Source organism: Cognaticolwellia beringensis, from assembly GCF_002076895.1.
Taxonomy (GTDB): Bacteria; Pseudomonadota; Gammaproteobacteria; order Enterobacterales; family Alteromonadaceae; genus Cognaticolwellia; species Cognaticolwellia beringensis.
Genome location: NZ_CP020465.1, coordinates 2,566,641 through 2,586,113, shown reverse-complemented (window position 1 = coordinate 2,586,113; position 19,473 = coordinate 2,566,641). Strand labels below are relative to the sequence as shown.

At 40.1% G+C, this 19,473-nt stretch carries 20 protein-coding genes; 5 read left to right on the top strand and 15 right to left on the bottom strand.

Annotated elements, in window-relative coordinates:
- Positions 1 to 8 precede the first annotated feature (8 nt).
- Positions 9 to 794 (bottom strand): SDR family oxidoreductase, encoded by a 786-nt coding sequence (locus B5D82_RS11035; RefSeq protein WP_081151540.1) that lies wholly within the window; start codon positions 792 to 794, stop codon positions 9 to 11.
- Positions 795 to 962: 168 nt separating this feature from the next.
- Here B5D82_RS11035 and B5D82_RS11030 point away from each other — a divergent pair, with 168 nt between their 5' ends.
- Positions 963 to 1,748, top strand: a complete 786-nt coding sequence (locus B5D82_RS11030) for an enoyl-CoA hydratase (protein ID WP_081151538.1) — start codon at positions 963 to 965, stop codon at positions 1,746 to 1,748.
- Positions 1,749 to 1,849: 101 nt separating this feature from the next.
- Here the strand turns inward: B5D82_RS11030 and B5D82_RS11025 are convergent, their stop codons facing one another.
- From B5D82_RS11025 to B5D82_RS11000, 6 genes are all read right to left on the bottom strand, one after another.
- Positions 1,850 to 3,037: an MFS transporter gene (locus B5D82_RS11025; RefSeq protein WP_081151536.1), complete on the bottom strand. Its 1,188-nt coding sequence runs from the start codon at positions 3,035 to 3,037 to the stop codon at positions 1,850 to 1,852.
- A 175-nt stretch (positions 3,038 to 3,212) separates the two neighbouring features.
- Positions 3,213 to 4,373, bottom strand: a complete 1,161-nt coding sequence (locus B5D82_RS11020) for a helix-turn-helix transcriptional regulator (protein ID WP_081151535.1) — start codon at positions 4,371 to 4,373, stop codon at positions 3,213 to 3,215.
- Positions 4,374 to 4,659: 286 nt separating this feature from the next.
- The gene (locus tag B5D82_RS11015) at positions 4,660 to 5,730 is read right to left on the bottom strand and encodes an alkene reductase (protein ID WP_081151533.1); all 1,071 of its coding nucleotides are present in this window, start codon (positions 5,728 to 5,730) and stop codon (positions 4,660 to 4,662) included.
- Between the two features lie 9 nt (positions 5,731 to 5,739).
- Complete coding sequence (locus B5D82_RS11010; RefSeq protein ID WP_081151531.1) at positions 5,740 to 6,510, bottom strand: SDR family NAD(P)-dependent oxidoreductase; 771 nt, start codon at positions 6,508 to 6,510, stop codon at positions 5,740 to 5,742.
- 73 nt (positions 6,511 to 6,583) lie between these two features.
- Positions 6,584 to 7,654, bottom strand: a complete 1,071-nt coding sequence (locus B5D82_RS11005; RefSeq protein WP_081151530.1) for a ferredoxin--NADP reductase — start codon at positions 7,652 to 7,654, stop codon at positions 6,584 to 6,586.
- A 14-nt stretch (positions 7,655 to 7,668) separates the two neighbouring features.
- Complete coding sequence (locus B5D82_RS11000; RefSeq protein WP_081151528.1) at positions 7,669 to 8,889, bottom strand: acyl-CoA dehydrogenase family protein; 1,221 nt, start codon at positions 8,887 to 8,889, stop codon at positions 7,669 to 7,671.
- A 515-nt stretch (positions 8,890 to 9,404) separates the two neighbouring features.
- Between B5D82_RS11000 and B5D82_RS20325 the strand changes: the two genes are divergently transcribed.
- From B5D82_RS20325 to B5D82_RS10985, 4 genes are all read left to right on the top strand, one after another.
- Entirely contained in the window at positions 9,405 to 9,530 is a 126-nt protein-coding gene (locus B5D82_RS20325; RefSeq protein ID WP_425429890.1) for a CBU_0592 family membrane protein, read from the top strand.
- 57 nt (positions 9,531 to 9,587) lie between these two features.
- Complete coding sequence (locus B5D82_RS10995) at positions 9,588 to 10,064, top strand: hypothetical protein (protein ID WP_081151526.1); 477 nt, start codon at positions 9,588 to 9,590, stop codon at positions 10,062 to 10,064.
- Between the two features lie 269 nt (positions 10,065 to 10,333).
- Positions 10,334 to 10,732: an ACT domain-containing protein gene (locus B5D82_RS10990; protein WP_081151525.1), complete on the top strand. Its 399-nt coding sequence runs from the start codon at positions 10,334 to 10,336 to the stop codon at positions 10,730 to 10,732.
- 69 nt (positions 10,733 to 10,801) lie between these two features.
- On the top strand, positions 10,802 to 11,965 hold the full coding sequence (locus tag B5D82_RS10985; RefSeq protein WP_157673880.1) for a pyridoxal phosphate-dependent aminotransferase: 1,164 nt from the start codon (positions 10,802 to 10,804) through the stop codon (positions 11,963 to 11,965).
- Between the two features lie 453 nt (positions 11,966 to 12,418).
- Here the strand turns inward: B5D82_RS10985 and B5D82_RS10980 are convergent, their stop codons facing one another.
- The 8 genes from B5D82_RS10980 to paaA are packed head-to-tail and all read right to left on the bottom strand — an operon-like array spanning position 12,419 to position 19,469.
- Positions 12,419 to 14,473, bottom strand: a complete 2,055-nt coding sequence (locus B5D82_RS10980) for a 3-hydroxyacyl-CoA dehydrogenase NAD-binding domain-containing protein (protein ID WP_081151523.1) — start codon at positions 14,471 to 14,473, stop codon at positions 12,419 to 12,421.
- Between the two features lie 14 nt (positions 14,474 to 14,487).
- Positions 14,488 to 14,802, bottom strand: coding sequence for an EthD family reductase (locus B5D82_RS10975; protein WP_081151521.1), 315 nt, complete (start codon positions 14,800 to 14,802; stop codon positions 14,488 to 14,490).
- Between the two features lie 11 nt (positions 14,803 to 14,813).
- Positions 14,814 to 15,743 carry a phenylacetic acid degradation operon negative regulatory protein PaaX gene (paaX, locus tag B5D82_RS10970; protein ID WP_081151520.1) on the bottom strand — a complete coding sequence of 310 codons (930 nt, stop codon included), beginning with the start codon at positions 15,741 to 15,743 and terminating at the stop codon, positions 14,814 to 14,816.
- 39 nt (positions 15,744 to 15,782) lie between these two features.
- Positions 15,783 to 16,880, bottom strand: coding sequence for a 2Fe-2S iron-sulfur cluster-binding protein (locus tag B5D82_RS10965; protein ID WP_081151518.1), 1,098 nt, complete (start codon positions 16,878 to 16,880; stop codon positions 15,783 to 15,785).
- 19 nt (positions 16,881 to 16,899) lie between these two features.
- Positions 16,900 to 17,442, bottom strand: coding sequence for a 1,2-phenylacetyl-CoA epoxidase subunit PaaD (paaD, locus tag B5D82_RS10960; protein WP_081151516.1), 543 nt, complete (start codon positions 17,440 to 17,442; stop codon positions 16,900 to 16,902).
- Positions 17,443 to 17,444: 2 nt separating this feature from the next.
- Positions 17,445 to 18,206, bottom strand: a complete 762-nt coding sequence (gene paaC / locus B5D82_RS10955) for a 1,2-phenylacetyl-CoA epoxidase subunit PaaC (protein WP_081154453.1) — start codon at positions 18,204 to 18,206, stop codon at positions 17,445 to 17,447.
- Positions 18,207 to 18,221: 15 nt separating this feature from the next.
- Positions 18,222 to 18,509 carry a 1,2-phenylacetyl-CoA epoxidase subunit PaaB gene (gene paaB / locus B5D82_RS10950; protein WP_081151515.1) on the bottom strand — a complete coding sequence of 96 codons (288 nt, stop codon included), beginning with the start codon at positions 18,507 to 18,509 and terminating at the stop codon, positions 18,222 to 18,224.
- Between the two features lie 9 nt (positions 18,510 to 18,518).
- The gene (gene paaA, locus B5D82_RS10945; RefSeq protein ID WP_081151513.1) at positions 18,519 to 19,469 is read right to left on the bottom strand and encodes a 1,2-phenylacetyl-CoA epoxidase subunit PaaA; all 951 of its coding nucleotides are present in this window, start codon (positions 19,467 to 19,469) and stop codon (positions 18,519 to 18,521) included.
- Positions 19,470 to 19,473 lie beyond the last annotated feature (4 nt).

Genomic DNA, 19,473 nt, shown 5'->3' with positions numbered 1-19,473 from the left:
GTAAATAACTATTTATTTTCTTCGCTAGCATTGAGAAAAGCGGGCATTTCACCACCGCCATTAATCAGTAAATTACAACCGCTTGCATAACTTGCTTCCGGTGATGCTAAAAAGATACAGGCGTTAGCAATATCTTCTGGATCTGCCATTCGACCTGCAGGAATAGTCGCACTAACCGCCGCGATTCCCGCGTCATCGCCATAATGAAGATGAGAATTTTCAGTTTTTACTAAGCCAGGGCTGACGGCCATAGTTCGAACCTTAGGTGCCCATTCAACCGCAAGAGATTTTACTAATGACAACACCCCTGCTTTAGCTGCGCCGTAAGCTGCAGTACCAGGAGAAGCACGCATGGCGCTTATGCTGGAGATAAAAATAATACTGCCACCATTATTCGCTTGCATGATTTCATTTGCTTGTTGAGCGACATTTAATGGTGCAATCAGGTTTAATTTCAATATTGCTTCGTGGAAACGTGGTGAAGCTTTATCTGCTAAGGCAAATGGGCTGCCGCCGGCATTATTAATTAATACGTCTAACCGGCCATATTTTTCAACAATGGCCGCAAACATAGCCGCCGTACTTTCTATATCTTTTACGTCAGCTTGAATAAAGTGGGCTTTTTTCACCTCACCTTCAACAGTTACCTGCGGTAGCGCTTCAACAGCTTGACGACCACAAACAACTACTTCGGCGCCTGCCGATAAAAATCCGTTAGCGATTCCAAGGCCTATGCCTTTAGTGCCTCCGGTTATGAGTACAACCTTATCTTTATATTTGTCACTCGGGTGCATTGCTCAGCCTTGTATTTAAAATTAATTCCATGAAAACAGTTTACCTAGTGTTTTAGGTTTACAGCTTCGTCTAAATGGACGATGCTCGCGTAAGGTTCTAAAAGTGACAATGCACTATATTAAATTTTTAACGTGCTAGATGAACTAATCTAGTGTTTGGAGTAAGTGATGACAGATGTAAACGAGCCAAGCGTTATATTGAGCTTTCCTGAAAATGGAGTGGCTGAGTTAAGGTTAAACCGTCCGCTCGCGACCAATGCTTTAAGCTTAGAACTGCAAACATTATTATCAAAATATTTTACCGAGCTAGCAGACAATAACGAAGTGCGCTGTATTTTGCTGACCGGTGGCGATAAAGTTTTTGCTGCGGGTGGTGACATAAAAGGCTTAATAGATGCAGACCCGATAGAAATTTATCAGCGTCACACTGAGCGTTTGTGGGCGCCCATTGAACAATGCCCTAAACCCGTTGTTGCAGCTGTTTCTGGCTATGCTTATGGCGGTGGTTGCGAGCTTGCAATGTTGGCCGATATTATTATCGCCGGTACGGGTGCCAGTTTTTGCCAACCGGAAATATCCATTGGTATTATGCCAGGCATTGGAGGAACTCAACGTTTAGTTCGCGCTGTCGGCAAAGCTAAAGCGATGCAAATGGCACTAACAGGTAAGCCTATTACGGCTTACGACGCTTGGGTTGGTGGGCTTGTGAGTGAACTATGCGAAGATGATGATGTATATAAAACTGCATTGGCTAATTGTCGCCGTATCGCACGAATGCCGCCGTTGGCAGCCGAGCAAATTAAAGAAGTTATTTTGGCCGGAATGGACGCTCCGCTTGCGAGTGCAATGGCGCTTGAACGTAAGGCAAACGCGATATTATTTGCTTCACAAGATCAACGTGAAGGCATGACGGCCTTCATAGAAAAACGTCATGCTGAATTTAAAGGTAAATAATATTTAGCCCTTACTAATACCATTTCCTAACTAATGCTTAGCCAGTATCATACATACTGGCTATTTTTTGTCTGTAATAAATGCTGATAACCGCAATTGCATCAATTAATGTTATCAGCAAGTCCTTCTTTAGTTACTTGTCGCTGTTTAACAGCTAACGGCCCGATATAACAAATTACCGCGACAATACTTGTCGCAAAAGCGAGTAATAAAACTTGCTGATAGCCAAAAGAAGCTAACCAACCTCCTAGCGCTGGACCTGCCATAGCACTAACACCAAAGGCAGCAGGAATAAGCATAATTGCACTCCCTTTTTGATCTAATCTGGCCACAGCTGCGGTTTGAAACACGCAGCCCCAAGTAAAGGCAACTTCCCACACCCATGCCCCCATCGCAAAAAATACAAACTGATTAGACCCGCTAGTAAGTGAAGTCCAAATGAAATAAAGTCCGAGTGTTAATACACTAAGAACTATAATATAAGGCTTTCGTAGCCCTAATTTGTTTCCCACAAGTGCTACTGAGAGCGCGGCTCCACCACCAAGTAACTTAAGTACCGCAAATACAATACCTAGCTGCGCAGACTCTAACTCAATACTGTTACCAATACGTTCCAAAAACGCCCATAAAGCGATATTACCCGTTGCAAAAATTAAGAATACCAACAACGCTAACCAAGCTGATAATGGGATATCCAATTGTGATTTTATACTTTTATTTTCAGTTGATAGATGAGTGTTTTTTGGTAACCAAAACACACTCAAACTTAATAAAAATATTATAATACATAAACTTAATGCAACCCCTACGTAACCAAACTGGCTGATAATAAAGGCAGGTAAAAAAAATAATACTATGGATGTTACCCCAAGCTCGATGCCTTGACGTATACCTAGTGCTCGCTCTTTATTTAACGTTTGGCCGATAATCCTTAAACCCAAACAAGTCATTAATGCTGCAAAAAATCCGATTAACGCCCACAGGAACATCTGCCAATTAGCATCAGATAAAGCAGACAGCAGCAATAAACAGCATGAAGCCAAAGCACAGAGGACTGTTAATTTACGCCAACAAAAACGATTAATGATTAATACCGACGATAAGGTACCAACCAAATAGCCTGCAAAACAAACTGAACCCAGTATGCCAATTTCCTGCGGCTTCAAAGCAAAAGTATCAGCTAAAGCCCCCAAAAGAATGGGTAGTGAATTAAAAGGCAAGCCACCAATGGTAGAGGCAAAACTCGCTGCTAGTATCAGCGCTAATGAATTTTGATAAGCAACGCGCATACACAATCCCTTTAAAGTTAGGTTATTAAATAGCTCTAAGCTTTAAAGGTAGTTTTTAATCGCTATAAATTCATAGTGCGTATGGACTATTGAGAGCATGACAAAAGAAGAAGAAAAAATCATCACGTCTCAAATGCTATGCCTGAGACGTATTAATTATAATCAACCATGTTTACTATGACTCATTACGATCATCATAGCCTAATGCAGCAACACTATTTAGGAACAAACGTACTAACTCTGTTTGTCGTCGAACACCTGTTTTAGAAAATATAGAGCGAAGGTGTGCCCTAGCGGTATTACGACGAATATTGAGCGCTTCTGCTGCTTCTTCTAACGATAAACCATTGGTTAACTGCAATGATAAGGCGGTTTCAGCGGGTGTTAAATCAAAGAGTTTTTTCGATATCTCTATGCTCGTGGTCGATTTTCCAACGGAATCGCGAATATAGACTACCGCTTTTTTCTGTCCTTTACCGTCAGCCCAGCTTAATGACGGTATGACTTCGATCACGACACCGAGCGAAATCTCACCCGATGGCCGAGAAATTGACATCGCTTCAGGCGTTGTTTGTTTTTCCCCAGCTTGGGCGAAAGCTAACTTAATAAGACGTTTGAGTTCACGGTTATCACTTTGAGAATGTGCGGTAAGTTTTCCAGCTGTAATTTTAAGTCCATCACCAACTTCAAGAGTTTCTTGAGCAAATAAATTTGTATCTAGTGCTCGGCCATGTTCATCAATGGTAATGGTCGCGATAGACAATCGGCCAATGGCACGAGAGTATAGTAAACCTAGGGAAGCGCTGCTGTGGAGCTGTAAAAATGTCGAAATTGCCCGTCTGAAATGTGGAATGAGCAGTTTAGCTAATGCTTTATCAGACTCAGAAAAATCTTCTTGAGATTCTGAACGGGTGACCCTGAATCTTAGGTTACCTACGTCTGGTGTGCTGATATCAATCATCATGACATGGTAAACATCATTACATGCACACCAATGTTGACGATAAGAGTTTTTCTGCCATTCGGCATCAAACATAAAATCACCGACGGTTAATACGGTATCGACAGGCTGATCAGAAAACGGGGTAAGATTGTGCTGATAAGGCAGGTATTGAATACTATGCTCGTCTTCAAGATGTCCACCAACGGCTATCATTAAGCCTAGATCTTCTTCTTCGGGGAGTTTTAAAATCAAAGTGACATAATTTGCTTTGAACAACACTTGCAATAATTTCAGCGGCTCACGCCATTCTTCGGTACTGCTATCTTTGGCTGCTTCATATAATGAATTTATTAATTCATTATATTTTTCCAGCTCTAAATCTATATGTGCCATGTATTCGACCTATAATTATTAGTTTATAAATTAAAGATTTACGATAAAACAACAATACACATTTAAATATTATATATCTAGTCTGCTTTATAATGTTTCAAGCAATGCTGACTCAATTAATTTTATTTCGACCTTTACAAACAGTCAATCAAATATTTTAAAGGCTATCAAGAATATTTATCAGCGCTGTTTAAACTTACCTTTATCGTTATTAATAGCCCATTATTAGGTATATATTCTGTATTTACACCAGCAGCACTTTTTATGCCACTGGTATGTTAATAAATCACTCTGCTTTTGAATAGTCACTGTAGCCAGCTGCACCTGGAGTATAAAGTGTTTTTCGATCAAATTTAGTCAACGGCAAGTCTGCAACGATGCGCTTAACAAGATCTGGGTTGGCAACATAATGCCGAGCAAAAGATACCGCTTCAGCTTGGCCACTTTCTATCGCCTGTGCCGCTGATTCTGGATTAAATCCGTCATTAATTATCAGTGCACCTTTAAATGACTCTCGGCCAATTTTAAACGCATCTATCGTCTCTATTGGTGCTTGCATCATGTGTAAATAGGCTAAATCTAAATCAGCAATAGCATTGAGTAATGCCACATGGCTTTGTTCTGGAAACTCGTCGTTGGTGTCATTAAAACGATTCCCTGGGTTCATTCTTAAACCAACACAACCAGCACCATAGACTGAAGCCATCGCACGTAAACACTCCGCAGCAAACTTTGCTCGAGCTTGTACACTGCCACCAAATTCGTCATTACGTTGATTCGAATCTGAACATAAAAACTGCATAGGTAAGTAACCACTAGTACAATGTAGTTCTACGCCATCAAAACCCGCTTCTAAAGCATTCGCTGCTGCTTGGCGATGTTCATCAATCACTTGCCATACTTGCTCTGTGCTAAGTTCAGTGGGCATGTCATAAGGTTGCATCCCTGCACTATCAGTATAAACTTCACCGCGCGCTTTAATCGCGGAAGGAGCCACTGTAGGTACAGAGTTTCCTTTGATGTGATGAGATCCAATACGTCCCGCATGCATGATTTGTAAGACGATTTTACCGCCTTTTTCGTGCACGGCATCGGTAATCTCCCGCCATGCTTGAATTTGTTTTGGCGTTTCAATACCGGGTTGGCGATTGTAGGCTTGTCCCGTTGCTACTGGCCAAGTGCCTTCAGCAACAATTAAACCAGCACTGGCTCGTTGACTATAATAATCGCGCATTAAATTATTGGGGGTGCCATCCGCATCCGCACGATTACGCGTCATAGGTGCCATAACCACTCGGTTCGCTATTTCTATATCACCAAGCTTACCTGTTGTTAGCAAAGAATTAATGGTAGTCATTGTCATTCCTTAATCCAAAGCCGTAATAAGCACAGCCGCACGGCCACCATCAACCGGTAAACTAGCACCTGTAATATATGACGCATCATCGCTGGCTAAAAATGCGATAGCACTGGCAAGTTCATCACTGCGCCCAACTCTGCCCATCGGAATAAGTCTGTTGGTATTTTTCAGCATAGCATCATCACTCAGCATGCCTGCGGTAGCAGGTGTTTCTACAACCGCGGGAACAACAACATTAACTCGAATATTATCTGCTGCGCCTTCAGCAGCTGCCGCGCGTGAAAAATTAACTACTGCAGCTTTAGAGGCGCTATAACCCGACATCATCGGCGTGCCTAAATCACCACAAATAGAGGAAATATTCACAATAGAGCCACCTTTTGCTTTCATCAGTTTCATGGCCGTTCGTGTCCCCCAAAAAGTTCCATCTACCGACGTTGCGAAGTTACTGTGCCAATCTTCAGTGGTCATAGTATCTATTGAGCCGTATGAAAACGCCATCGCATTATTGACCAAAATGTCTAAGCCGCCATGCTCCTTGGCTGTTTGCTCAAGCGCATTGACAAAAGCTTGTTCGTCACTAACATCAACCTGCATAGCCTGAGCCTTACCGCCCTGCTCGCGAATGCCAGCAACAACTTCATCTAATGGCGCTAAACGACGACCACAAATAATAACCTTGGCACCTTCTTCAGCTAAACGCTGAGCGGTTGCTGCGCCTATGCCACTGCCGCCGCCAGTAATAAAAGCAACTTTATCTTGAAAACGTGATTGCATGAAAACCTCTTATGTCAGTAAAACGCAGCCTTTGCTGCACATTTAGAATATGTTGTAACGCACGATGCGTAATTTAGGTATATTTGATCTTCACCTCAGAGGTGAGTGGTATAGCTTGGCAGCTTAATATGAAGTTATTCGCCAAGTCTTTTTCATCAAGTACATCGTTATTGTTGAGTTTGACTTTACCTTCAACAATCTCGCACATACATGATGCGCACATCCCTTCACGGCAGGAATATGGTAATTCAATACCAATGTTTTCAGCCGCATCAAGTACGGTTTGCCCTGGCTCACATGGAATAACATAATGCTCACCATCAAGCTCAAGCTGCACGGTAGCTGCAGGCATTTCTGAATCATCAATCGTTGATTCAACGTTCTCTTTTTGACTCGCTTTTTTTGGTGAACTAGTCTCTGCAGGTGCTGAAACAGCTTTTGGCACGGTACTAGAGAAACGCTCAATATGAATACGACTACTTGGAAATTTAGCCGCTTTCACTGCTATTTCCATCGCGTCCATAAAGGGGCCAGGACCACAGATAAAGGCACGACCTTGTTGCATACCATCAGCTAAGGAAGTTAACAGTGAAAGTGCCGGAATGCCTTGTAATGAATCTAAAAGGTGAATCACTTCAAGGCGATCAGGATATTCTGCTGATAATGCTTTAAATGTTTGCTTAAATATTACCGACGCTTCATCACGATTCGCGTAGATTACCCGCACTTTACCTGTGCCATTCACCAATACATGACGCAAAATTGACATTACGGGTGTAACACCACTACCACCGGCACAGAGCAGATGATCTTCAGCTAAATCTTTTGGTACAAAAAGTCCAGCAGGTCGCATGACTTCAAGCTCGCTACCTGCAATTAAATTATCGCAAATCCAGTTAGAACCGCGCCCACCATCAACTCGCTTGACCGTAACACGCAAACCATCATCCTGGCTCGGAGTGCTAGACATTGAGTAACAGCGCATTATAGTCTCACCTTCATAAGGGAGCTTAAGGGTTATAAATTGCCCTGGCTGATATGTAAATTGCTCGGTTAACGTTGCTGGAATATCAAACAATATAGAATTCGCATCTGCGGTTTCTTGTATGACTTCAGCAACGGTTAAATTATGGTAACGAGACATAGCGACTCCTTAGCTTAAACAAAAGGATCTGTGTTTGGTAAACCTAACATGACGGTACCGTGTGCACGAATGTAAGCATCAGTATTATTCGCTATATGACCTCGTGATTGATGGATATCACGAAAGGCTCTTTCAATAGGGTTACTTCGATATAAACCAGCGCCTGCACAAGCTCGTAGAATTTCGTTAATTCTCTCAGCAACCTGCTTAGGCACAGCAGCTGACTGTGCACGTTGTAACAAGCGATCATTAACCGGCATCATTTCGCCATTCTTGGTATGTTTAACCACTTCAGCAAAATTTCTAAACAATACCAGCTTTAAATGGTCACTGGTCATCATAGCTTCAGTGACCGCCATTTGAGCATTGACATCTTCTGCTGTTTTACCACCATGTTTACCAACATGCTCAGCAGAACGTTTACGAAACTCTGTAATTGCCCCATCAAGCGCACCAATACCTGCGGTAGAAACTGCGCGTTGAAAGATTTGTACAAATGGAATTCGATATAACCAGTTATCATTGATAGCACGGCCTTTACAGGCTTCATCACTGTAATCATTGGTTTGGTGTGTACGATAATCAGGAACAAATGCCCCTTCAACGACAATATCGTGACTACCAGTGCCACGAAGACCATGAACATCCCAATTTTTAACAACGGTATAATCAGATTTAGGCAATAAGAACGTTCTATGTTCAAGCTCTTTACTACCCGGTGTTTTTGGTACTAATCCGCCTAAGAAAATCCATTCACAGTGTTCAACACCGCTTGAAAAACCCCATCGACCAGTGAAATTATATCCGCCGTCAACTTTTTCCGCTTTACCCACTGGCATATATGTAGAGGCAATCAATATTTCAGGGTTTTCAGCCAGCACTTCAACTTGTGCTTTTTCATCGAAAAGGCCTATTTGCCAGTTATGAACACCAATAACACCATAGATCCAAGCCGTAGACATACAGCCTTGTGCTAACGTCATTTGTATAATATAAAAAACTCGTGGGTCAAGCTCATAGCCACCCCAACGCTTAGGTTGTAAGACCCTAAATAAGCCAGCTTCGATCATCTCTTTTATGGTTTCATCAGGTACTTTACCTGCAGCATCTGTAGCATGGGCTCGCTCTAGCAAATTAGGAACCAACTTCTCTGCCGATTCAATTAAACGAGTGGCTTCTGGTGTAAGAAAGTCATCAGATATACCTGTAATATCAATTTTATAGTGAACACTCATGGTAATTATCCTGTATAGAGTTAGCGCATGTATCGTGCTGATTAAAGCACTCTAGCTTCTTTTATTACTTAACATCAGATTTTCATAACAGGCACTATCTCTCATCGTCAATATGGACTAAACGATAAAGTATCCAACTTTTGAGGTGTTTTTTTCCTGTCATTAGGCACTGTTTAGGAAAATAAAAGTGCTCTAACAGCTGCCTTTGACAATATGTATAAGTGTTTAATTGCAAACACTTTCAGTATGATTTCATGAAAATTTTGTCAGTTTTATTATTCAATATCTTCGTTAAAAAAACCGGAATGGCCATAACACAATGCTGCGTTAGTTTTTATAATTTAAATCGAGAAATACGCCATTGTAAAAGCCCTTATCTATACAATAAGCGCCAATAATGACAGTATATTACTCACTTATTAAGGTTGGCGTTTCGCAGCTAATACCGCGATACTTTGTTGATTAAGGTATGTTTAAGAGCTAAAGGCGTAAGTAATACTTAAGCTTACAGCGTCATTAACGCCATAGGCGCACTACTCGTTTTAATATCATTCTATTTTCACTTTAACTTATCAGCTTTTATCATCGAGTTTTTTGGTTGGTTATCGGCCTTTATGGCATATGTAATGTCAGCAGAGTAGAAACCTCACTTAAATTAACTATATGATGACAACAAATCACCGTTTAGGCATAAGCACATGCTTGTAGATATTAACTTTAAAATTCCTGCACCTTTATCAAACAATCAATTTTATTTTAAAATTTTAAAACCAGAGTTCACCGCAATTGATTATGAGGCGGTGATGTCAAGTAAGGAACGCTTAAGACAAGTGTTTTTTGAACACGATACATGGCCTGAAGAAAACATGACCCTTGAATTTAATACCATGGAATTAATTCAGCATGAAAATGAGTTTTCAGCCAGAGAAGCTTTTGCTTATGCCGTATTTAGTCCAAACAAAGATAACTACATTGGCTGTGTATATATCTACCCAACCAAAGCGATTGATTACGACTGTGAAGTTTATTTATGGGTAAAAGATAATGAACTTCACTTAGATAATGAGCTTTACAACAGTGTTGAACAATGGCTAAAGGCCCAATGGCCATTTAAACAACGTGCATACCCCGGTAGAACGCTGTCGTGGAATGAGTGGAATAAAAAACAGCCTTAAAAAGGGTAGTAAAAGTTACTATAAAAATGAAGCTAGTCGTGGAAGTAATAATTATCGTTTAACTACGAGTAATAATATTTTCATTTCTAAAGATTAAGGGAATAATCAGAAGAGTAATTCTATTTGTTTATTGATTCTCTATCGTGTGTAGATGTAGAGTTAATTTAAGATGCCTTAATACATTACGTTCGCGTACCCGTACTTATTAAGTAAAGCACTGATCAGCAAATAATAGAACATTCATTATTAATTACAAAAAGGTTAAAACTATGTCAGGCGAAAAAAATATTAATACACTACTAGCATCAATGGAACCTAAGCTGCTTGATGGTGAATATGTTTTTTGTACATTTAAAGATGCAAAGTATGGTGATCATGCTGAGCTATTTCCTTTAGCGGCTTACCTTGAGTTTGAAGGGTTAACGCTATTAATAAAGCAAGATATTGCTGATAAAGAGGGTTTAGCCTATGAAGCAATATTCAAAGGCATAACTTTAACAATACATTCAAGCCTTGAAGCTGTTGGCTTAACAGCTGCAATTGCCACAAAGCTAACTGAAAAAGGTATAAGTGCTAATGTCATTGCCGCTTTTTATCATGATCATATTTTTGTTCAAGCAGATAAGTCAACACTCGCCATGCAAGCTTTAGCAGAATTTAACAGGTAAAATACGCTGCTCGATATTTAATCTACATAGGCAAAACGAGTAGTGTAATTAAAAATATGGAGATAAATAATGAACGACTTAGCCATGCATACTTCGAGAAGAAAATTCATTCAACAATTGGGTTTAGGCGCTGCCTGGGTAGGCTTGGCAGCCAATTCTCAGTTCGCCTTTGCTAACAGCCATCCTATATTACCTTTTCGTCAAAACGCCGCTAATCTTATGCTACATTTTAATGAAAATTCATTTGGCATGTCTCCTAAAGCATTATTAGCGGCTAAGCACGCTATCGAATTATATGGCAATCGTTATGCCGACCAATCCTTTGAAGAATTTAAAGTTAAACTAGCAGCGCATCATAAAGTTGATCCACAGCAGTTGATTTTTGGTAATGGGTCCACCGAAGTATTGCAAGCTATTGCTACCTATTCTGCACAACAAAGCGCCAGTATGATTGAGCCTATACCTACATTCGGCGACCTCAAAAGATATTGCGAAGCTGAAAACTTGAATATAATACAAGTGCCTGTGGGGCAAGACTTTGAAATGAATATTGCCGCGATGAAAAAACAGGCAAACGCGCAAACTGGTCCCGTATTGATCAATATTTGCAACCCTAACAATCCGACCGGGAACATTGTCGATTTCAGCGTATTATTTGAATGGATAAACAACGCGCCTGATACCCACTTATTTTTGCTCGATGAAGCCTATTTTGATTATGCGCAAACCAATCCTCGCTATAAAAGCGGTTTAGAGTTGATTAAGCAAGGTCGCGATAATGTGGTGATTAGTCGAACGTTTTCTAAAGTTCATGGCATGGCAGGAATGCGCATAGGTTATGGTATTGCGACTAAAAAAACAGCCAGTAAAATAAAGCCTTTTGCTTCTGGCTTTAACTTAAATGCTGCTGGTTTAGCGGCCGCCTCGGCTGCGCTAGACGACAAAGAGTTTTATCAAAAGAGCATTAATAACAATCAGATATCTAAAACGCTGCTTATCGACACTTTAAATAAATTAGAATTAGCCCATATACCAAGCGACACCAATTTTGTGTTACATAGAATAGGTCAGCCCTTAGCCGACTACCAATCTAATATGCGACGAAATAACATTCTTGTCGGCAGAAAGATGACGAATGATGATCGTTGGAACCGCATATCTTTAGGTACGCCAGATGAAATGAAAATATTCACAGAAACCTTATTGGCATTTAGACAAAAAGGTTGGGTGTAGCATTGGTATTTCGCAGCCTTTGATTTAAAAAAATTTAAGCTGAAGATATCGTCATTACTAGACTATCGATTAAAAATATTCGGAAATAATAGTTCGCTTGAGCACCTTTCTAACCAGTTACCGGGGAAAGCTCGTTGAAATACCTGCAAAGCTCTCATTCTGACCTAATCAATAGAATGATTAGGTCAATTCTATAACTGAACAATATCAGTTCACGACTGTTCGCTAAAACTAAAAACTAAAAACCAATCCGCTTATATGTTGATGAAAAACATACTTTATTTAACTGATAATTAATCGTTGGTTTAATTTACAATCCGGTTTTTAAAAATAAACAATGGGGCTACATTCTCGAAAATAGCCAGTGCTTCAACAAAAATCCTGAGCGTGGAACTGGCTATTATTCCCTATAAAAGTGAATTTGTTATCTCGTGTTAGGTGACTAGAATAGCTCTAAAGCAAAGAATCAATATAAGTCGACGGTTTCCACCAATCTTTACCTGTTTGCTGGTGTAATGCTAGCAATTTTTCTTTCACATACTTCCAACCTAATTGCTGAGCGTAAAACATCGGTCCACCATAATATCTTGGAAAACCATAACCATTTAGCCATATGGTATCTATTACTTCAGCGTTCTCTGCGATACTTTCTTGTAAGATATTTGCGCCCTCATTAATTAATGCTAATACCAGACGTTCACTGATTTCTTCACTGGTATAACTTTGAGGAACAATATTTAATTTTTGTGCGGCGTTCTTAAAAATATCCATCACAATAGGATCTGATGTACGATTTAATTTTTCATCATAAGCGTAAAATCCAGAGCCTGTTTTTTGTCCTAAACGACCTGAATCTACCAAGAGATTAGCTGCCAAAAAATAAGCAGGATCAACACTTAAATTTGGGTTCTCTTTTCGTGCTTTGTAACCAATATCGATACCAGACATATCATTTACTGCAAGTGGGCCCATGGCCATTCCAAAATCAACTAATGCTTTGTCTATCTGCTCTGGAGAGCAACCCTCTAATAATAAGAAGTTTGCTTCTCTACCGTAGCTTGCATACATACGATTACCAACAAATCCGTAACACATGCCCACCAATGCGGCTTGCTTTTTGATAGTTTTGGCAAACGCCATACAACTCGAAATAACATTGGTATCGGTATGTTTGGTTTTTACAATTTCAAGTAACTTCATGATGTGAGCAGGACTAAAAAAATGAAGCCCAATAACTCGGGATTTATGCGTCACAACAGAAGCAATTTCATCAATATCGAGGTAAGAGGTATTACTTGCTAAAATACATTCTGTTGAAACTGTTGCTTCTAATTTAGCAAAAATATCTTGTTTAACCACCATACTTTCAAACGCAGCTTCTATCACTAAGTGTGAATCTGCGATGGTTGAATACTCAGTTGTAGCAGTTAAATGAGCCAATTGATCGGCGACTTGCTGTTCACTTATTCTGCCTTTTCTAACCGAAGAGGCAAGGGTCTTTTTAATATAAGACATACCACGTTCTAAATTTTCAGCATTAATTTCTAATAAATAAACACTTATCCCTGATGCTAATAGACACATGGCGATACCTGCGCCCATAGTTCCAGCCCCAATAACGGTAACTTTTTCTATATTTTTTAATGGCGCTGAAATAGATGGTAGCTTGGGTTTTTGTGCTTTCTTTTCTGCAAAAAAAGCATAGCGCATTGCTGCAGATTGTGGCGAATCTCGGCACTCTAAAAATAACTTTCTTGATTTTTTCATACCTTCTTCAAGAGAGTATTGGGTAGTATACATGATAGCTTCAAGTGCTTTTAATGGTGCTGTTTGGCCTTTACGTTTGCTCACTAAGTTTTTCAACGCATGCTGTTTTATATCTTCTGCATCATCTTGCTCAACAATTTTATTGTTAAGCTTTTGTCCACCGATAGACTTTACAAATGTGTGAGAAAATTCAAGCGCACATGCTAATACATCACTATCTGTCACTGCATGAACTAAAGCATTATCGGCAGTATCTGGAAGCTTAATAGACTTACCCGTTATGATCATATTCATCGCTTTTGATAAACCAAGCACTCGAGGAAGCAATTGAGTGCCGCCAGCGCCAGGAATAAGACCAAGATTAACCTCAGGCAGCCCCAACGTAGTCCCTTTTAAACCCACACGGTATTGGCAAGCAAGTGCAATTTCAAATCCGCCACCAAGCACAGAGCCATGCAGAGCAGCAATAATTGGAACGCTAGAGTTAGCAATGGCTAAAACAACATCGGGTAAATGTGGCAATTTGGGTGTTTGGCCAAATTCTTTAATGTCTGCACCTGCAATAAACGTGCGACCTTCGCACTGAATCACGATTGCAAAAATACTTTTATCGGCTTGCGCTTGAGTTAACGCATCTAGCAACCCGGAGCGAACTTCTGCAGACAAAGCATTTACAGGAGGATTATTAATGGTAATAACGGCAACTTCATTTTGCGATACAACTGATACGATATTAGACATGATGAATTCCGTTTTTAGCAGGTGGCAGATTTACTGATTTGAATAGTAGGCTTAATACTGGTGTAGTTTTTGACATCTGCATTGACCATTTTCCCCTCAGCTTTCATCGCGGCCATAAAAGCTGCCATATCTTTAAAAGATAAATAAGCTATTGCGAGATAAGGTGCTTTGTTATCTCCTGTGGTAGAAACAGCAATATCGAATTCAAGGTTAACTAATCCGTGTGCTTGATAAGCCTTTTTCACCAGTGGCAAATGATCATATTGGAAATAATCAAAATCAAAATCAGCGTCAATTGTATTGGGATACATCACAGCTACACGAAGCATTATAGGGTCCTTTAATTACTAAGCGCTTTAAAGCGCTGGTAAAAGTTAGATGATGGTGAGGGCATCTCACCATGCGCATTAAATAATTGTTTTTCAATAAATGACAAAGAGCCTGGTATCAAATGTCGATATACTCTTTGCAGTAGATCCTGAGATTCAAACCCAACCCAACCGATAGGAAGAAGTTCAGATGGTAAATCAGGATCCTTTAATTGTACTCGTCTAAATTCATGAAGTATGGCCAATCTATAAGCAAAGCACTCTTCGTCAGTTAACTCAGTTAGATCTAATTGCATAGAAAAATCTCTGAAGCTGTCTAAAAAACTCTGATACATTTGCTCAAGCACGTCGATTTCCCACTTTTCTGTGATTAACCTTTTTAGATTTTTCTTAGAGTAAACATCATCTGATTGCGCTTTAAAAACCACAACATCAGCCATGAGTTTATTTTCTATCAACATTTCATCTAACGAACGGCGGTCAGGAGACGGATGAGCAAATAGTCCAGGAGACAAAATATTAAAGCCTAACCAACGGATACTTTTTCTAAAGTCTTCAATTTTATCTTCTGGAATAGAAACATTTAACACCAAAATCCATTGGGTGTCCCAATTAGCTTGATGACGATGATATATTCGTCGTTCTGCTCTGGCATAATGGCTACGACCATGCTCAGTTAAACGATAATAGCTTTTCCGGCCAATTTTCTTTGTAATTAACCAATCATTTTGAACCAGTCTAAAAGCAGATGTTCTCACCGAACGTTCAGTAAAACCAACGTGTCCAAGCGCATCGATAATACTTCCTAACCAAATCCACTCTCCATGTTGCGATACAACATCACCAAACAAAGTTACGATCATAGACGTGCAACTGACATTATGTCGATGCAGTTTAGCAACGAGTTCTTCTTTCAAAGACGATTGTGTTAAAACTTTCATTACGTTTTTTTATTCTTGATAGGTAAAGTGACCTTCAGTTTATCTCTTATCAAAATCCACCTCAACCTCATCTGACGTTGGGTGTGACTGACAAGTGAGAATATATCCAGCTTCAATCTCGTGAGGTTCTAAACCGTGACTAATATCCATATCTACGGTGCCTTTTACCAATTTAGCTTTACATGTCGAACACACACCTGCTTTACAGGAATACGGTAGCTCTATACCATTACGCATACCGGCATCTAAAATATTTTCACCGACCGTCGATAATGGAAATGTAATCATCCGTCCATCGGCACGAAGACTTATTTTACTGGCTTTATCATCACCGAATTTTTCTCGACGAGCTTTCGCTTTTTTCAATGCTTCTTGGGCATCATCAGCAGAACTTCCAAAGAGCTCGTAATGAATACTATCGTCTGATAAGCCCTCTTGTCTGAAGCCATGTGAGACCTCTGACATCATCGACTCTGGCCCACAAATAAATACATCGTCAGTATTTTTAATATTAATTAATCCTGACTTTTGTAGCTTATAGCCCTTCTTATTATCGATGCGGCCCGCAAGTAAATCAGTGCCTTGGTCTTCCATGCTCATAATGTGTATCAACTGTAAGCGTTCGAGATAGTGATTCTTAAGGAAACTTAACTCTTCTTTGAACATCATCTGTGAAGTTTGACGATTTCCGTACAATAGAGTTACAAAGCTTTTCGGCTCCCTAGATAGAATAGATTTAGTGATCGACAAAATTGGGGTTATGCCACTTCCAACCGCTAAGCACATATAGCGTTTTTGATTATCACTATTTAGCTGGGTAAAAAATGATCCCTGTGGCGGCAGTACGTTTACTTGAGTACCCGGTTTAAAATTATCGTTAGCATAGTTAGAAAAGACACCGCCATCAACACGCTTGATACCGACCTTTAAAGCACCATCATCGACTCCAGAACATATTGAATAAGCTCTACGTACTTCTTTACCATCGATAATAGCACTGAGGGTTAAAAACTGCCCCTGAGTGAATGCAAAGGTTTCTTTAAGTTCAGCTGGCACATTAAAACTAATGCATATAGCGGTTTCGGTTTCGGGTGTTACAGCGCTTATTGTTAAAGGGTAGAAACGGGTATCTGACATAATAAGTCCTGATAATAAATTAGATACATTTGAAAAAATCAAATGGCTCGTAGCAATCATTACATTTGAATAAGGCTTTACACGAAGTTGAACCAAATTCACTGATAATAGTCGTATTTCTAGAGCGGCAATGAGGACAAAGTACATTCTCGGTTGGCGTAACATGTAGAGCACAACCATTGGGCACATCTACTGGAGGTGCAATGCCATATTCACGCAGTTTGTTATTGCCTTCTAGTGTCATGCAATCAGTTGTCCAAGCAGGCGACAACCGGGTCTTAATCTCATAATTAAGTATTTTGTTATCTTCTAGCTGTTTAGCGATATCTTCCTTTATCGCATCAACTGCAGGGCAACCTGAATATGTAGGCGTTATAATGATTTTATATTTACCCTCAACATATTCAATATCTTGCAATATGCCAATATCCCAAATAGACAATACTGGAATTTCTGGGTCGCAGACAGCATCGAGTAATGTCCAAATTTCGACATAATTAGAATGATTTCGTCGCTGAATTTTGTCATGCAACGCCGGCGAGATACTCGGAATTATATTCATAGTTACCAATTTGCACCAGGGTTTGCTCTGTGCACACTTTGCATAATGGTCAGTAACATACTTAGGTGTTCGGTATGAAAACCCTCGCGACCACCACGAACAGCCCACTCAGCATCAGGTATTTCAAGTTCTGCCTCTTTGACTATGGCTTTTATATCACTTAACCAGTTTGCTTTGAGTTCACGCATATCAACAGCGATGCCTAGTTCAATTAACTCAATCTCGAGTTCGTCTGGCTCAAATAGTTCATGTGTATATCCCCACAAATCGTTAAGCGCTTTAGTCATTCTGGTTTTACTTTCTTCAGTACCAATACCTAAGCGTATCGTCCAATCTCGGCTTCTGCGAAGGTGATAGCGCGTCTCCTTAAGAGATTTAGTCGCGATTGCGGCTAACTCAGGATCTTTAGATTTTTTTAATTCTGTAAGATAGTAATTAAAATAAACATCCACAAACAACTGTCTCACAATCGTAAAGGCGAAATCACCACGAGGGAGTTCGTTGATCAAATAATTCTGAAATTCTCTTTCATCACGTAGATACGCAAAATCATCTTCAGTTTTTCCTTCACCAGCAAGTTCTGCAGCGTAGCTATAAAACATTCTTGCGCGCCCTACATAGTCTAGCGCTACGTTGCCAAGTGCAATGTCTTCCTCTAGAAAAGGACCATGACTTGTCCACTCTGAAATACGATGCCCTAGGACAAGGCTATCATCGCCTAAGCGAGTCGCGTATTGTTGAATTTTATCTTTTAGTTCTGCCATCTCAATGCCCATTGGTTACATGTTGTCGATTTCTTTTGGAAGTGGATAATAAGTGGCATGCCTATAAGGCTTGTCGTCTGAAGGATCGAAGAACTCTGGTGCATCATCTTCTTGTGAAGAAGAAATATCACTCGACTTTACCACCCAAATACTTACACCCTCACTACGTCTGGTATAACAGTCGCGTGCATAGTCAACAGCATGTGCGTGATCTTCCGCATGCAGACTGCCTACATGTTTATGATCAAGTCCACGACTTGAACGCACAAAAACTTCAAACAATTCTAAATTTTCTAAACTCATTTGATTATCCTAGGCCGCGCTTGCACGTCGGGCTTTCATTTTTTTGTTATAAGCGTTTTGTGCTTCACGCACCCAACTACCTTCCTCATGCGCTGCGACATGGTGACTTATACGTTGGCGGTTACAATGGCCGTTGCCATTAATAACACTAGTAAATTCTTCCCAATCAATTTCACCATTATCGTAATGTCCGCGCTCTTCATTCCATTTTAAGTCTTTATCTGGGTGTTCAAGGCCTAAATACTCAATCTGTGGAACGGTTTGATCTATAAATTTTTGACGTAAATCGTCGTTAGTTTCACGTTTTATTTTCCACTTCATCGACTGCGCAGAATGTGCAGAGTCAGAATCGTGTGGTCCAAACATCATTAATGAAGGCCAATAAAAACGATTAAGAGAGTCTTGAGCCATCGCTTTTTGCGCAGGTGTCCCTTTAGCCAATTCAATCATTATTTGATAGCCCTGGCGTTGGTGAAAACTTTCTTCCTTACAAATACGGATCATGCTGCGTGCATAAGGACCATAAGAGGTTCTTTGGAGTGATACTTGATTGCAAATCGCAGCACCGTCCACTAACCAACCGATAGCACCTATATCGCCCCATGTTTGAGTTGGGTAATTAAATATTGATGCATATTTAGCTTTGCCGGTTTGTAACGCCTCGATTAACTCGGCGCGAGAAGTACCAAGTGTTTCTGTTGCCGAATAAAGATATAACCCATGGCCTGCTTCATCTTGCACTTTAGCAAGTAATACCGCTTTTCTGCGCAAGCTTGGTGCTCGCGTTATCCAGTTTCCTTCTGGTTGCATACCAATGACTTCAGAATGCCCATGCTGAGATACTTGGCGTACCAAATTGCTGCGATATTTTGCAGGCATCCAATCTTTTGGCTCGATTTTTTGTTCAGCGTCAATCTTTGCTTGAAATGCTTGTTCTAAGTCACTTAATGAACTGTTCATACAA